Origin of the sequence: Dorea amylophila (assembly GCF_025567265.1) — a bacterium.
Classification (GTDB): Bacteria; Bacillota; Clostridia; order Lachnospirales; family Lachnospiraceae; genus Dorea_A; species Dorea_A amylophila.
The window spans coordinates 1-16,958 of record NZ_JAOQJW010000031.1 but is presented as its reverse complement, the minus strand read 5'-3'; the positions used below and the strand labels follow the sequence as shown (position 1 = coordinate 16,958).

Annotated in this window: 12 protein-coding genes; 1 reads left to right on the top strand and 11 read right to left on the bottom strand. The window is 41.9% G+C overall.

Translation table 11 applies throughout. The features are described 5' to 3' along the window. Positions 1-37 precede the first annotated feature (37 nt). The 11 genes from OCV72_RS15640 to OCV72_RS15590 form a co-directional block, all read right to left on the bottom strand. Entirely contained in the window at positions 38-1,486 is a 1,449-nt protein-coding gene (locus OCV72_RS15640) for a polysaccharide deacetylase family protein (protein ID WP_055284777.1), read from the bottom strand. Between the two features lie 137 nt (positions 1,487-1,623). After that, the gene (locus OCV72_RS15635; RefSeq protein ID WP_055284775.1) at positions 1,624-2,787 is read right to left on the bottom strand and encodes a phosphoglycerate dehydrogenase; all 1,164 of its coding nucleotides are present in this window, start codon (positions 2,785-2,787) and stop codon (positions 1,624-1,626) included. Positions 2,788-2,789: 2 nt separating this feature from the next. Next, entirely contained in the window at positions 2,790-3,872 is a 1,083-nt protein-coding gene (gene serC, locus OCV72_RS15630) for a 3-phosphoserine/phosphohydroxythreonine transaminase (RefSeq protein ID WP_055284772.1), read from the bottom strand. Between the two features lie 36 nt (positions 3,873-3,908). After that, positions 3,909-5,594 (bottom strand): biosynthetic-type acetolactate synthase large subunit, encoded by a 1,686-nt coding sequence (ilvB, locus tag OCV72_RS15625; RefSeq protein WP_055284770.1) that lies wholly within the window; start codon positions 5,592-5,594, stop codon positions 3,909-3,911. Positions 5,595-5,619: 25 nt separating this feature from the next. Beyond that, positions 5,620-7,293 (bottom strand): dihydroxy-acid dehydratase, encoded by a 1,674-nt coding sequence (gene ilvD, locus OCV72_RS15620; protein ID WP_028086290.1) that lies wholly within the window; start codon positions 7,291-7,293, stop codon positions 5,620-5,622. 57 nt (positions 7,294-7,350) lie between these two features. Beyond that, complete coding sequence (gene leuB, locus OCV72_RS15615; RefSeq protein WP_028086289.1) at positions 7,351-8,436, bottom strand: 3-isopropylmalate dehydrogenase; 1,086 nt, start codon at positions 8,434-8,436, stop codon at positions 7,351-7,353. 206 nt (positions 8,437-8,642) lie between these two features. Then, positions 8,643-9,383 carry a pyruvate formate-lyase-activating protein gene (gene pflA / locus OCV72_RS15610; protein ID WP_055284769.1) on the bottom strand — a complete coding sequence of 247 codons (741 nt, stop codon included), beginning with the start codon at positions 9,381-9,383 and terminating at the stop codon, positions 8,643-8,645. Between the two features lie 180 nt (positions 9,384-9,563). Further along, positions 9,564-11,816 (bottom strand): formate C-acetyltransferase, encoded by a 2,253-nt coding sequence (gene pflB, locus OCV72_RS15605; protein WP_055284767.1) that lies wholly within the window; start codon positions 11,814-11,816, stop codon positions 9,564-9,566. Positions 11,817-12,090: 274 nt separating this feature from the next. After that, positions 12,091-12,399, bottom strand: coding sequence for a preprotein translocase subunit YajC (gene yajC, locus OCV72_RS15600; RefSeq protein ID WP_022416065.1), 309 nt, complete (start codon positions 12,397-12,399; stop codon positions 12,091-12,093). A 90-nt stretch (positions 12,400-12,489) separates the two neighbouring features. Next, positions 12,490-13,623: a tRNA guanosine(34) transglycosylase Tgt gene (gene tgt, locus OCV72_RS15595; protein ID WP_055284765.1), complete on the bottom strand. Its 1,134-nt coding sequence runs from the start codon at positions 13,621-13,623 to the stop codon at positions 12,490-12,492. A gap of 17 nt (positions 13,624-13,640) precedes the next feature. Continuing rightward, entirely contained in the window at positions 13,641-15,212 is a 1,572-nt protein-coding gene (locus OCV72_RS15590; RefSeq protein WP_055284763.1) for a L,D-transpeptidase family protein, read from the bottom strand. A 213-nt stretch (positions 15,213-15,425) separates the two neighbouring features. Between OCV72_RS15590 and aroC the strand changes: the two genes are divergently transcribed. After that, a complete protein-coding gene (gene aroC, locus OCV72_RS15585; protein WP_055284761.1) occupies positions 15,426-16,529 on the top strand; it encodes a chorismate synthase in 1,104 nt (367 codons plus the stop codon). The last annotated feature ends 429 nt before the right edge of the window (positions 16,530-16,958 follow it).

Below are 16,958 nucleotides of genomic sequence, written 5' to 3'. Positions count from 1 at the left end.
TTACCGGTTGATCCTGTTTTATAATAGATATATCTAATTATTTTTTACTTGTACTTATAAAATCACTGTAAGCAGTTCCGTTTTCTAACGTCTTGTTTTTTGCCGCTGCCATTTCCGAAACGGTTACGAGCTGATAACCCTCTTCTTCCAGTTTTGGAATCAGCTGAAGTGCCGCATCTACTGTCTGTGTGTGAATATCATGCATCAGTATGATATCTCCGTCTTTCAAATTACGCATAACCTCGTCAATTGTGCTCTGTGTATTTCTCGTCTTCCAGTCCAGTGTATCCACATTCCAGAGGATCATCGGCATACCTACGCTTGATTTCACTGTATCATTAATTGCACCATACGGAGGCCTTAATACAGTAGCCGGACTTCCACAGATATTCTTGATATTTTCATTCGTATCATTGACCTCTTTGGCAATTGCTTCTGCATCAATCTTCGTCAGTTGCTGGTGATCATAGGAATGGTTTCCAAGTTCATTCCCATCTTTCAACATCTGCTTTATGGCATCCGGATAGGATTTTACATTTTTTCCGAGCATAAAAAATGTAGCATGTGCATTATATTTTTTCAACTGATCCAGAATCTCTGATGTTCTTGGTCCGGGTCCATCATCAAATGTAAGTGCCACCATCGGTTTTCCCGGATCTATCTCTGTTTTTTCTTTCGAGAGCAATTCTCCCGACTCGCTGAATTTACATTTCTCAAGTCCGAGCTTCAGCTCTCCTGTTGCCGCAATTCCTTTTGAATCAAAATAATACTCTTTTCCGTCAATGGTCTGCCAGCCGCTCAGTGCCTTTCCGTCATCACTCAGATATGCTCTTCCGTCATCCGTTGTAATCCATCCGGACTTCTGCATGATTCCTTTTTCATCAAAACAATATAACGCATTCTCAATGGTCTGCCAGCCGCTCACTTTATTTCCATCTGCATCAAAATAATATGTATTTCCCTTCGACACCACGAAATCTGATGTTACATAAGTTCCATCGTATTTTTTAAATTTATTACCATTCCATACACCGATTGGATTCTTCACGGTACAGGTTCCGTTCCTGATTGTTACCTGCGCCTTTTTCTTCCATGCTCCATTCAGTTCTTTTTTAATCTTCTCTGACAGTTTTGCTGTAATCACATAAGTTCCTTCTATATTCGAATCAGCTTTACTGGAAATGGTAATATCTTTTCCTTTTTGCAGATCTTTTGCAAAGTCCTCAGCAGTATATGTCTTTGTAAGCTTGTTCTTATCTTTGTCCTGTATCTTTACATCTGCCGTATACGACGGAAGTGCTGTTCCCTGCGTAACCTCAATATCAGCGACCTGTATCGTAATCTGTGCCGGTTTTCTTAGCATTTCACGTATGACCGGTATTGCCACCGCGATCAGACATATGACAAAAAGAGTAAGACCCACACGAATGTTTCTTACTCTTCTCCTATATTTCTTACGTCTTGATCGAATCCCTGTATTGTCCATTCCCTGTATCCCCCAGATTTCATAAGTTCTGTTTATCAGAAATGAAGATATCTTTACTACATCTCTTTCATTAATAGGATACTCTAATTCGACATATTTCGCAATTAAGGGATTCTTACAAATTTATTAAGTTTTGTTTAACATATGACACGTACACGTAACACTTCACCAATCTGTTTTAATTCCTCTACAACACCATCCGGCACCTCAGAATCTACATCGATCATCGTATATGCATATTTTCCCTTACTCTTATTTGTAAGGTCTGCGATGTTCATATTGTCTTTGGCAAGGATCGCTGATATCTGACCGATCATATTCGGCACATTGTGATGTAATACCAGAATACGCGTCTTATCGCCTCTCAGTCCCATATCACAGTCCGGATAGTTCACGGAATGTTTGATATTACCATTTTCCAGATAATCCATCACTTCTTTGACTGCCATCTTCGCACAATTATCTTCGGACTCTTCTGTAGAAGCTCCGAGATGAGGAATTACAATCGCGCCTTTGACACCTGCGATTTCCGGTGTCGGGAAGTCTGTGACATAATGTTTTACTTTTCCAGCTACAAGTGCATCTACCATTGCCTCGGAATCTACCAGTACATCCCTTGCAAAGTTCAGCACGATCACTCCTTCTTTCATAAGACCCAGTGCATCTTTTCCGATCATGCCTTTCGTACTGTCAAGTGCCGGTACATGCACCGTGATATAATCACAGTTTTCATAAATTTCATCTACATTTGTTGTATGATGGATACTTCTTGACAGTCTCCATGCAGAATCTACGGATACATACGGATCATATCCATATACATCCATACCAAGATGTGTTGCCGCATTTGCAACCAGAACTCCAATTGCACCAAGACCGATCACACCAAGCTTTTTGCCTTCCAGCTCCTGTCCGGCAAATGCTTTCTTGGCTTTTTCTGCATCTTTGGCAATGTTCCCGTCTTCTTCGTTCTCCTCTACCCAGTTGATACCGCCGATGATATCTCTGGAAGCAAGAAGCATACCGGCAATTACCAGTTCCTTTACGCCATTCGCATTGGCTCCCGGTGTGTTAAATACAACGATTCCCTGTTCTGCACATTTCTCAAGCGGAATATTGTTCACACCCGCACCGGCTCTTGCAATAGCTTTCAGATCCGGTGCAAATTCCATCTCGTGCATTGCCGCACTTCTTACCAGGATCGCATCTGCTGTTTCTGGTGTGCTTACAGGTGCATAGTCTTTTGTGAATTCATCCAGTCCTACCTGTGAAATTGGATTCAGATTATGATACTTATACATGATTACAGATTCTCCTTTTCAAATGCTTTCATAAATTCCACGAGTTTTTCCACTCCTTCAACCGGCATCGCATTGTAGATACTTGCACGCATACCTCCGACACTTCTGTGTCCTTTCAAATTTTCAAATCCGGCTTCTTTCGCTTCTTTTACAAATTTTGCATCCAGCTCTTTATTACCTGTTATAAATGGAACATTCATAAGTGAACGGTCTTTTGGAACAACTGTACCTTTGAATAATTTACTTTCATCCAGGTAATCATAGAGAATCTTTGCCTTCTTTTCATTACGCTCTTTGATTGCTTCCAGACCACCCTGCTTTTTCAGCCATTTGAATACTTTCCCGCAGATATAGATTCCATATGCCGGCGGTGTATTGTATAAAGACCCGGCATCTGCATGTGTCTTATATTTCAGCATGGTCGGTGTACCATCTAATACATCATCTGTAATCAGATCTTCACGTATAATTGCGATCACCACACCCGCAGGTCCTACATTTTTCTGAACTCCTCCGTAGATCACGCCATATTTTGACACATCTACCGGTTCAGACAGAAAGCAGGATGACACATCTGCCACCAGTGTCTTCCCTTTTGTATCCGGAAGTTCTTTGAACTTTGTACCATAAATCGTATTATTCTCGCAGATGTATACATAATCTGCATCTTCAGAGATTTCAAGATCAGAGCAGTCCGGAATATAAGAAAATGTCTTATCTTCGGAAGATGCGACTACATGAACCTCTCCGTATTTTTCTGCTTCTTTGGCTGCCTTTTTCGCCCATTGTCCGGTTACGATATAGTCAGCCACTTTATTTTTCATCAGATTCATAGGAATCATGGCAAATTGCTGAGATGCGCCGCCCTGCAGGAATAATACCTTATAATTATCCGGAATCTGCATCAGATCACGGATATCAGCTTCTGCTGTCTCAATAATCTCCTGGAACACCGATGAACGGTGACTCATTTCCATAACCGACATTCCACAGCCTTTATAATCTAACATCTCTGCTGCTGCTTCTTTTAATACTTCTTCCGGCAATACGGCCGGACCTGCTGAAAAATTGTACACTCTGCTCATTGTTGTTCCTCCACTTTTCTTTACTTTTTGCTTCTTTTATTCTGCATTTTTTGTTTTCAGGTCTTTCTCATCAAAAGCTTCACTGATTGGAGCACCAGGGGCAACCATCGGCCATACTTTGTCATCACTGTCAATCTGACAATCAATCACTACCGGGTGACCGCTCTTTAATGCCTTTGCAAATGCTTCTTTGAATTCTTCCCTGGTCGATGCACGTACTCCTTCTGCTCCCATAGCTTCTGCAAGTTTTACAAAATCTACAGCATCATTGAGTACAGTAGCCGAGTAGCGCTGTTCGTAAAACAGATTCTGCCACTGACGCACCATACCAAGTACATGGTTATTGATCACTACCTGAATTACCGGGATATTATGGCGTGTTGCAGTAGCAATCTCATTCATATTCATACGGAAACATCCGTCTCCTGCAATATTGACTACCGTCTTTTCCGGTCTTCCGACCTTCGCTCCAAGTGAAGCACCAAGACCATATCCCATCGTTCCAAGCCCTCCTGATGTAAGAAGTGTTCTTGGTTCTGTATATTTATAATATTGCGCCGCCCACATCTGATGCTGTCCGACTTCCGTAGAAATGATTGCTTCGCCATTTGTCTGACGATAAATTTCTTCCACTATGAACGGACCACTGAGTACATCCGGATGATATGTCATTGGATACTTCTCTTTATAAGAAATGATCTTCTCTATCCATTCCTTATGATTCTGCTGTTCCAGGCGTTCATTCATCTTCTGAAGAACGACTTTCAGATCACCGACTACCCCTTCTGTAATCAGGATATTTTTATTCATCTCCGCTGCATCTACGTCAAACTGCAGGATTTTTGCATCCTTGGCAAATTTCTTAGCATTTCCTGTCACACGGTCACTGAATCTTGCTCCTGTTACAATCAGAAGATCACATTCACTGACTCCGTAATTGGATGTTTTGGTGCCATGCATTCCAAGCATTCCGGTATACAGCGGATCCGTTCCCGGGAATGCACCTTTTCCCATCAGGGAATCGGCAACCGGTGCGTCTACCTTCTTTACAAATTCATATAATTCCTTGCTGGCTCCTGATAATATTGCCCCGCCGCCAACAAATATATATGGCCTTTCCGACTCCCTGATCATGCGAACTGCACTTTCCAGATCTTCTTCGCAGATATCTTCGGACGGTTTTACAATCTCTGGTTCCCGTGATATAAATTCTGCTTTATTAGCTGTTACATCCTTTGGAATATCGATCAGAACCGGGCCTGGCCTTCCCTCTTTAGCGATCACAAATGCCTTGCGGATTGTATCCGCCAGGTTATTGACATCCTTTACAATATAATTATGCTTTGTGATCGGCATCGTAACACCTGCTATATCGATCTCCTGGAAACTGTCTTTTCCCAGAAGTGCTACTCCTACATTGCAGGTAATTGCAACCACCGGAATGGAATCCATGTATGCGGTTGCAATCCCAGTTACAAGGTTCGTTGCACCTGGTCCGCTGGTTGCAAGACATACACCGACTTTTCCTGTTGCTCTTGCATATCCGTCCGCCGCATGAGCAGCACCCTGTTCGTGTGATGTAAGAATATGTTTAATCTCATCTTTATGCTTATATAATTCATCGTATACGTTCAAAATCGCTCCGCCAGGATAACCGAATACGGTATCCACTCCCTGCTCTTTCAAACATTCGATTACAATTTGTGATCCTGTTAACTGCATACCATTCATTCCCCTGTCATAATTTTTATTTTGCTTTTGGAACTTCAAGGATTGCGCCTCTGTTTCCGGAAGTAACCATTGCCGCATATCTTGCAAGATATCCGGTTGTAACCTTTGGCTCTCTTGGAGTCCAGTTTTCCTTTCTCTTAGCCAGTTCTTCATCCGATACATCCAGATGAATAGAAAGATTCGGGATATCAATCTGGATCAGGTCTCCCTCCTCTACCAGTGCGATTGGTCCGCCGACAGCAGCTTCCGGAGATACATGCCCGATAGATGCTCCTCTTGATGCTCCACTGAAACGTCCGTCTGTGATCAACGCCACACTCGATCCAAGCCCCATACCTGCGATTGCAGATGTAGGATTTAACATCTCGCGCATTCCCGGACCTCCCTTTGGTCCCTCGTAACGGATAACAACAACATCACCGGCTACAATCTTACCACCTTTGATTGCTGCAATTGCATCTTCCTCACAGTCAAATACTCTTGCAGGTCCTTCGTGTACCAGCATCTCATCTACGACTGCCGAACGCTTTACAACACTTCCATCTGGTGCAAGATTACCTTTTAACACTGCAAGCCCGCCTGTTGGTGTATATGGATTGTCAATCGGACGGATAACCTCTGGATCTTTGTTCACTACTCCTTCAATATTCTCTCCTACTGTCTTTCCTGTAACTGTCATACATTCTGTATGAAGGAGTCCCTTCTTATTCAGTTCTGCCATAACTGCATAGACACCACCTGCTTCATTCAGGTCTTCCATATAAGTAGGACCTGCCGGTGCAAGGTGACAGAGATTTGGTGTCTTTTCACTGATTCCATTTGCGAAATCAATCTCAAAGTCCATTCCCACTTCATGTGCGATTGCCGGAAGATGAAGCATACTGTTTGTAGAGCATCCAAGTGCCATATCAACAGTAAGTGCATTCAGAATTGCTTCTTTTGTCATAATATCTCTTGGACGGATATTCTTCTCAAGAAGTTCCATGACTTTCATACCTGCATGTTTTGCAAGACGGATTCTTTCTGAATATACTGCCGGGATTGTTCCGTTTCCGCGAAGTCCCATACCAAGTACCTCTGTCAGACAGTTCATGCTGTTTGCTGTGTACATACCCGAACATGATCCGCATGTAGGACATACTTTATTCTCGAATTCACACAGGTCTGCATCTGACATTGTTCCGGCCGCATTCGCTCCTACTGCCTCAAACATACTGGAAAGACTTCTCTTCTGTCCTTTTACATGTCCTGCAAGCATCGGTCCGCCACTGACAAATACAGTCGGTACATTAATTCTTGCTGCAGCCATCAGAAGTCCCGGTACATTCTTATCACAGTTCGGGATCATAACTAACGCATCAAACTGATGTGCCATCGCCATTGCTTCTGTAGAATCTGCGATCAGGTCTCTGGTTACCAGAGAATACTTCATTCCGATGTGTCCCATTGCTATTCCGTCACAAACTGCAATTGCAGGAAACATGATCGGTGTACCACCTGCCATGGCAACTCCCTGTTTTACTGCATTCGCAATTTTATCCAGGTTCATATGCCCCGGCACGATTTCATTATAAGAACATACGATGCCTACCAGTGGTCTGTTCATCTCTTCTTCTGTAAGTCCAAGTGCATTGAACAATGAACGGTGAGGTGCCTGCTGTTTTCCTTTTGTTACTGTATCACTTCTCATTTTTATCCTCCTGTTTTCTTTCTGTCAAATACTTCTTATCTATATATAATTCTATAATTAACGAATATTTTCTGAAATCAGATCGCCCATCTCTTCTGTTCCAATCTGTGTCTTTCCTTCTGACATAATATCAATCGTACGGTATCCGTCTTTTAACACCTTTGCAACAGCTGCTTCGATTGCATCTGCTTCTTTATCAAGATCAAAGCTGAAACGCAGCATCATTGCTGCAGAAAGGATAGTTGCGATTGGATTGGCAATTCCTTTTCCTGCTATATCCGGTGCCGATCCGCCGCTCGGCTCATATAAACCGAATTTTGTCTCATTTAAGCTGGCACTTGCAAGCATTCCGATAGATCCGGTCACCATACTTGCTTCATCGGAAAGAATATCTCCAAACATATTCTCTGTAAGAATGACATCAAACTGTTTTGGATCTTTTACAAGCTGCATTGCACAGTTGTCTACCAGCATATTTTCCACTGCCACCTCCGGATAATCTTTTGCAACTTCTTCTACCACTTTTCTCCATAATCTTGAAGAATCCAGAACATTTGCCTTATCTACGCTAGTTACTTTTTTGCGTCGCTTCATTGCAATATCAAATCCCCGTTTTGCGATTCTTCGGATCTCCTCTTCATTATATGTAAGAGAATCTTTTGCTGTCATCACTCCGTCAATCTCTTCTGTCTTTCTCTCTCCAAAGTAAAGGCCACCAGTCAGTTCTCTCATGATCATCATGTCGAACCCACCTTCTGTAATCTCTTCTTTCAACGGACATGCACCTTTTAATTCCTCATAAAGTACTGCAGGTCTTAAGTTTGCAAAAAGATTCAGGGCTTTTCTGATCTTTAAAAGTCCTGCTTCCGGTCTTTTGGATGGCTCTAACTTATACCACGGAGATGTCTTTGCATCTCCTCCGATGGAACCCATCAGAACTGCATCACATGCTTTTGCCTCTGCGATTGTCTCATCTGTAAGAGGCACTCCGTGAACATCAATGGATGCTCCCCCCATGAGTAACTGTGTATAATCACAAGTGTGTCCATATACTCCTGCAACTTTATCCAGAACTTTCATTGCCTCCGTTACGATCTCCGGACCAATTCCGTCTCCCTTAATCACACCAATTTTAAGATTCATCGTTCTTCTTCCTTCCTTCGGTAAAAATCTATAAAAATAATATTATCGTATTTTTATACATGTTTCAAGACTTTAATTGGCTAAATTGACAAATTGCTACATTTTACCTACTTAAAAAACGCTTTTTATAATATTTCTTGTACACTTTGATGATTGATTGCTATAAAAAAATGCGGAACACATTATTTCCATGTGTTCCACATTTTTTATGCATGATATTTTGCTGTTTCAAGAATCCGGTTCGCATTTTCCACCCGTTCTTGCGATGGTGGATCAATGCCCTCCAACTGATACGGAATCCCCAGTTCTTTCCATTTATATACACCAAGTGTATGATACGGAAGGACTTCTACTTTCTCCACATTATCTAACGTCTCAATAAAATCATGAAGTCTGTGCAGATATTCGTCTTTATCACTTCTTTCCGGGACCAGTACATGACGGATCCAGACTGGTTTTCCGGTCTCTGAAAGATATTCTGCCATATCAAGAATATTCTTATTCGTCTGACCGGTAAGGATCTTATGCTGCTCATCATCAATATGCTTGATATCCAGCATTACAAGATCTGTCACCTTCATAAGTTCCTGGAATTTACTGAAGAATGGCTCTTCTCTTGTGAATGGATTTCCACAGGTATCCAGTGTTGTGTTGATTCCTCTTTCTTTTGCTTTCTGGAACAACTCCAGCAGAAAATCGATCTGCAGAAGCGGTTCGCCCCCACTGACGGTAATACCGCCCTTACTTCCCCAGTAAGTGCGGTATTTCCAGGCTTTATCAATCAGTTCATCTGCTGTGTAGAGAGTCCCTGAATTCATGTTCCATGTGTCCGGGTTATGACAGAACTGGCAGCGCATAGCACAGCCGGTCGTAAAGATCAGATAGCGGACACCTGGACCGTCAACGGAGCCGAAACTTTCCAGAGAATGAATATATCCTTTGGTCATAGCTTTGCTCCTTTTCTTATTTATTACATGTAATTCGCCATGTACTCCGCCATGCGCAGCTCGATTCCGCTTTGCTTCATCTCGCTGACGGCTGTCGCCGTATATCATCTGATCCAGATATCATAATTCAAGCAAGCTTGATTATAACATCTGTCTCATCTGATGCATGGCTCATAGTTTTTACATATGATCGTGGCAAGTTCTTGCGATAACGTCTAACTGCTGTTCGCGAGTCAGGTCGATGAACTTAACTGCGTATCCAGATACACGGATTGTGAAGTTAGCGTATTCTGGTTTTTCCGGATGCTCCATAGCATCAATAAGTTTATCTGTACCAAATACGTTAACATTCAGGTGATGTGCTCCCTGATCGAAGTATCCGTCCATTACACGTGCAAGATTTTCTTTACGCTCATCATCTGTATGTCCAAGTGCACTTGGGCTGATTGTCTGAGTATTAGAAATACCATCCAGTGCCAGCTCGTATGGAAGCTTAGCAACAGAGTTAAGGGATGCAAGAAGTCCGTTCTTTTCTGCACCGTAAGATGGGTTAGCACCTGGTGAAAGTGGCTCTCCTGCTTTTCTTCCGTCCGGAAGAGATCCTGTAGCCTTACCGTATACTACATTGGAAGTAATTGTAAGGATTGATGTTGTAGGTACAGAATTTCTGTATGTATGGCACTTATTCAGTTTGTGCATGAATGTCTTCAGAAGCCATACAGCCATGTCGTCTGCACGATCATCGTCGTTACCGTATCTTGGGAAATCTCCTTCGATCTCGAAATCTGTTGTGATTCCATCTTCGTCACGGATAGCTTTTACTTTTGCGTATTTGATAGCGCAAAGTGAATCTACCACATGAGAGAATCCAGCGATACCTGTTGCAAATGAACGTTTAACGTCTGTATCAATCAATGCCATCTGAGCTGCTTCATAGTAATACTTGTCATGCATGTAGTGAATCATATTCAGTGTATCTACATACAGTTTGCTCAGCCATTCCATCATGGCATCATATTTTTCCATTACTTCATCGAAGTCAAGATATTCAGATGTGATTGGTCTGTAAGCAGGTGCAACCTGAATTTTATTCTTTTCATCAATACCACCGTTGATGGCGTATAACAGACACTTAGCAAGGTTCGCACGAGCTCCGAAGAACTGCATCTCTTTACCTGTCTCTGTAGCAGATACGCAGCAGCAGATTGAGTAGTCATCGCCCCATACCGGACGCATAACATCATCATTTTCATACTGGATTGAGCTTGTCTCTACTGAGATCAGGGCTGCAAACTTCTTGAAGTTTTCAGGCAGTCTTGAAGAGTAAAGTACAGTAAGGTTTGGTTCTGGAGAAGGTCCCATGTTCTTCAGTGTGTGAAGGAAACGGTAATCATTCTTTGTTACCATAGAACGTCCGTCCTGTCCAAGTCCACCAACTTCCAGTGTTGCCCATGTCGGGTCTCCTGAGAACAGTTCGTTGTAAGATGGAATTCTTGCGAACTTAACCATACGGAATTTCATAACCATGTGGTCAATTAATTCCTGAGCTTCTTTTTCTGTAATCTTTCCGGCTTTTAAGTCTCTTTCAATATAGATATCAAGGAATGTAGAGATACGTCCAACACTCATTGCAGCTCCGTTCTGAGTCTTGATTGCTGCAAGATATCCGAAGTACAGCCACTGTACTGCTTCATGAGCATCTTTCGCCGGCTGTGAAATGTCATAACCGTAAGCAGCTGCCATTTCTTTCATTTCTTTCAGAGCTTTGATCTGATCAGCAAGCTCTTCGCGGAGACGGAAATCTGTTCCTTTCATTCCGTGTCTTGCATAACGCTCAAAGTCATACTGTTTTCTTTCGATCAGGAAGTCGATACCATAAAGAGCTACTCGACGGTAATCACCAACGATACGTCCTCTTCCATATGTATCCGGAAGACCTGTGATGATCTTATTGTGTCTTGCTTTCTTCATTTCAGGTGTATAGATATCGAATACTCCCTGGTTGTGTGTTTTATGATATTTTGTAAAAATCTCGTGAAGCTTTTCGCTCGGCTGATAACCATAAGTTGTACAAGCCTGCTCAGCCATCTTAATTCCACCATATGGCATAAAAGCTCTCTTCAGAGGTTTGTCTGTCTGAAGACCAACGACCTTCTCAAGATCTTTTGTCTCTTCGCTAATGTATCCAGGTCCATATGCTGTAAGTCCGGATACTACTTCTGTCTCCATATCAAGAACGCCGCCTTTTGCACGCTCCTCTTTCTGAAGTTCCTGAAGTTTACTCCACAGAATATCTGTTGCTTCTGTTGGTCCTTCCAGGAAAGATTCGTCTCCTTCATAAGGTGTGTAGTTCTCCTGGATAAAGCTGCGAACATCTACAGAATTTACCCATTCTTTTCCTTTAAAACCAGCCCACTGCTCAAAATGTGCCATTTCTTTGTTCCCCTTTCCTATCTTTCATTTTCTTATGCGCCGTCAGTATAACATTTCGTGAAGAAAATATCAAGCCTTATTCTGATAATCGTTTTCAATATCACGCTTGTATGCAATTTTATGCAATTTGTGTATATTTATATGAACAATACACTGTTATTTTGTATTTATTCCAACACAATTTCACATATATGTACTATTTTGTTTTCTGACATTTCCGTGTACAAAAAGAAAAAAGAGAACCTGCACACAACAGATTCTCTACGTTCATCTTTTATTCTGCAGAAGCCTTTTCAACCTGTGCGATTGCTGCTTTCTGCATTGGAATACGGCAGTTCTTATTGCTTCCGAATTCTACGATCACATCTTCATCACTGATGTCAATAAGCACACCGTAAAATCCACTCGTTGTCAGTACTGTATCGCCAACTTCCATCTCGTTGATCATAGCCTGAACTCTTTTCTGCTCTTTTTTCTGAGGTCTCATAAAAATCATGTAGAATCCTCCGAAAATAACTGCATATACAACAATTAAAATAACCCAGCTTGTACCACTGGAACTCTGTGCTGCTAATGAAAACATCTCTTTTCCTCCTACTTATCTTTAAACACTATTGCTATCATACACAAAAACCTCACATTCAGCAAGGTTTTTTATGCTTTTTTCATTATTTTATTCATTCTTTCCTGTTACAGCAGCGATTTTTTGGGTTTTATACTCTTTGTAACAGTCATGATCAATTGCATCTCTGATTTCTTCCATCATTGTATTATAGAAATAAAGGTTATGAAGGACACACAGACGCATACCAAGCATCTCTTTTGCTTTTAGCAGATGTCTGATATATGCTCTCGAATAATTACGGCATGCCGGACACTGACATCCCTCTTCAATCGGTCTGGCATCCAGCTCAAATCTGGCGTTAAACAGATTCAGTTTCCCATGGTTTGTGTACACGTGTCCGTGTCTTCCGTTTCTGCTTGGATATACACAATCAAAGAAATCCACTCCCCTGTCGACTGCTTCCAGAATGTTTGCCGGAGTTCCGACTCCCATCAGATAAGTTGGTTTATTATCCGGAAGATGTGGAACAACCGCATCCAGAATGCGATACATCTCTTCATGCGATTCACCAACCGCCAGCCCTCCGACTGCATAACCATCCAGATCCAGTTTTGAGATTTCATCTGCATGTTTGATACGGATATCTTCATACACACCGCCCTGATTAATACCAAAAAGCATCTGATGCTTATTGATCGTATCCGGAAGTGCATTCAAACGTTCCATTTCTTTCTTGCAGCGCACCAGCCATCTTGTCGTACGCGCTACGGACTTTTCCATATAATCCCTGTCTGCAACGCTGGATGGACATTCATCAAATGCCATAGCGATCGTAGATGCAAGGTTTGACTGTATCTGCATACTCTCTTCCGGTCCCATGAAGATTTTTCTTCCATCAATATGCGAATTAAAATATACGCCTTCTTCTTTAATTCTGCGAAGCCCGGCAAGTGAAAACACCTGAAATCCACCCGAGTCGGTAAGAATCGGTTTGTCCCAGTTCATAAACTTGTGAAGTCCACCCAGTTTCTTTACTACTTCATCTCCGGGACGCACATGTAAATGATATGTATTAGACAATTCCACCTGAGTCTTTATCTCCTGAAGATCTGAGGTTGCAACAGCACCTTTGATCGCCGCTGCAGTACCCACATTCATAAATACAGGTGTCTCAATGACCCCGTGTACTGTATGTAGTCTTCCCCTTTTTGCAAGACCATCTTTTTTTATTAATTCATACATGTTCTATTTCCTTTTCCCTAATTATGTACCACTACCGGTGTGCCTGCCGAAATCAGATCAAACAGCTTTCCTGCCATCTCCGGTGGCATATTTACACATCCGTGCGAACCATTTGTCAGATATCTGCTTCCACCAAAAGTCGGCTGCCATGATGCATCGTGGAATCCCACGCCTCCATTAAATGGCATCCAGTATTTTACCGGCGTTTCATATTCATATGTTCCATCGGCTTTTTTCGTTCCCCTAAGAGTCTGATCCTTGGCTTTGTATGCCAGTGAATATACTCCTGTCGGAGTATCGTTTCCTTTATTGGGATTACCTGTTACTACATCTGTTTCCAGTGCAATCTGGCCGTCTTTTACATAATACATATGTTGTGTTGTCAGATTTACTTCTGCATAAGTATTTCCCACATCATTGCCCTCATGACTTGCAGCGCGGCTTGAATAATTCGGTTCTCTTGTTACTGTTTCTGCATTCTGAATATTCGCGATTAACGCATTATATTCTGCATTCTGGTCAATCTTCCAGCCGTAGTTTCCACCAGAAACAGTGACAGTGTTACCACTTGCGGATGTAAATGTTCTTTCTTTTCCTTTTGTATCGTATTTTGCCGCAAGTGACTGAATGTATTCTTTGACAGCGTTATTATCAAACGTAACATTCATATCATCATCTACTTTTACCCACTGAGATATCATTGACGAGTCCACCACTTCCGTGTTTGGTTTAAAATCATAAGTAACCATGGCTCCGAGATATTTATTCATTGCATCACAGGCCTCTGTCACTTTTTTTGATTCAGCAGTATATGACGGTTTTAAATAGCAGCCTTCTTTCGAAAGATCCAGCTCCGCATTCAATCCATCTACAGCAGTGATTACTTTTTCCCTGAATGTATCTGTATCAATCTTTGTCCCGTCAGTTTCCGGTATGACTACAAATTTATCATTCTGAAATTCCGGATGTGCATTAACCGGTTCCGTCTGATTTTCTTCCTTCATACAATCCAGATTTGCAATCAGTGCTTTCAATGCACTTTCATCGTATTCAACACCTATTTTTGCTTCCATCTTTCTGGATTTCCAAAAAGCTTCCGGCCACAGAAACGGGTTCTGGCTATTCACAAGTTTCTCAACCTGCTTTCCTTCCACATATTTCAAAGAAATATCCTGCCCGCTGATTTCTTCCGTTTTTCCTTCTGTTTCCTTCAAAGTAAGATTATAATCAGAAACCTGCTTCTCCAGATAAGCTTCCACCTGCTTTATACTTTTATTTGAGCAGTCCACTCCGTTAATTTCTGTATTTGCGAAAAAATGTGTGCTGTAAAATACCGCTGTTGCCACATATCCGATTGCTATAACTGCCACAATCAGCGAAAGGGCAATCGCTACTTTATTGCTCATTTTCCGCTTTTTTCTTCTTGATTTTCTTTCTGCTTTTTTCTCTTTTTTCATTGCTTTCTTCGATTCATGCCGGTTATCTTCTCTGTCAATATCCTCAAATCCCTCATCTGCATACTCATCATCGTTCAGCATTTCTTTCATTATTTCTTCAATCTCATCTGACTGCATATCTTTTCTGCTCATTAATCTTAACTCCTCTATATGAATATTCTACTTCTATAAGATTCATGCTTTCTAATTATAATATGCATATATCAAAAAGTACAGTCTAATTCTTATTTTTTTGCAGGATATTTTATACACATTTTATGATTGCGGCTTCATTTCTTTTTATATATAATACTTTATAGATTATTATATTCACGATGACTAATACATAATTAAGGAGACTATGATATGGCAGGATCAACTTTTGGAACTTTATTTACTATTACAACATGGGGGGAATCCCATGGTCCGGCACTCGGTGTTGTTGTCGATGGATGCCCGGCAGGCATTCCCCTTACCAGTGATTATATACAGACATTCCTTGACCGCAGGAAACCCGGACAAAGCAAATTCACCACAGCAAGAAAGGAATCCGATAGCGTAGAGATTCTTTCGGGTGTCTTTGAAGGATATACAACCGGAACACCGATTTCTCTTATCGTACGCAACACTGACCAGCGTTCTCATGATTACAGCAAGATCAAAGACTGTTACCGCCCCGGACATGCTGATTATACCTTCGACCAGAAATACGGAGTGCGTGACTATCGCGGTGGCGGACGTACTTCCGGGCGTGAAACCATCGGACGGGTTGCCGGCGGTGCAATTGCCTGCCGGATTCTTGAAGCACTCGGAATTCATCTTACCACTTACACCAAAGCTATCGGACCTTTTTCTATTCCTTCTGATGCATATGATTACTCTGCAATTAACGAGAACCGGCTTTATATGCCAAATCAGAAATATGCTGAACAGGCAAGTGCATATCTCGAATCCTGTATCAGAGAACAGGATTCTTCCGGTGGACTGATCGAATGCATGATTCACGGCATGCCATCCGGTATCGGTGAACCGGTATTTAACAAACTGGATGCCGCTCTTGCAAAAGCAGTCATGTCCATCGGTGCTGTAAAAGGTGTCGAAATCGGCGATGGATTTTCTGTCGTCTCTTCTAAAGGAAGTAAGAATAACGACTCATTCTTCGCTGAAAACGGGCAGATATCCAAACTGACCAATCACAGCGGCGGAATTCTCGGAGGTCTCAGTGACGGAAGCCCGATCCTTTTACGTGCAGCCATAAAGCCTACTCCATCTATTTCCCAGCCGCAGAAAACAGTGAACACTAATGGTGAAAATATTGAAATTGAGATTTCCGGACGCCACGATCCAGTTATCGTTCCTCGTGCAGTTGTTGTGGTAGAATCCATGGCTGCCGTTACACTTGTAGATCTCCTGATGCAAAATATGAGTTCCCGGATTGAATATATGAAACAAGTGTATCTTGGGATTTAATTCAGGAAGGCTGTGGATACCCGAACCGGAATAAAACTTGGAAAGGCGTTCCTGCTCAGGTTCCATCGGCGGGTCAATTCTAAAGGGGCAAAATTCTGCTAAAAGCAGGCTTTCAAAATTTGAAACTCGGCATACGCCTCAGACAGTCAAATTTTGAAAACCTAACGCAGAATTTTACCCCTTAAGAATTACCAACGCCTCTTTCACATTCACTGGAACGCCTTTCCAAGTTTTATTCCGTGTGTATCAAATGCCTTACGAATGAAATGGCAATTGCGTAACCGTAGTGGCCTCCACCGGGTTACACTTCCGGGCATTTCATTTATTAACATTCGCAGCCAGTCACGACTTGAAGGAAACAATAGATAAGGATTATTGTGAATGTGGAATGCCGTTAGAAACAATTAGAGAGTCAGAAGCACCGTTAAA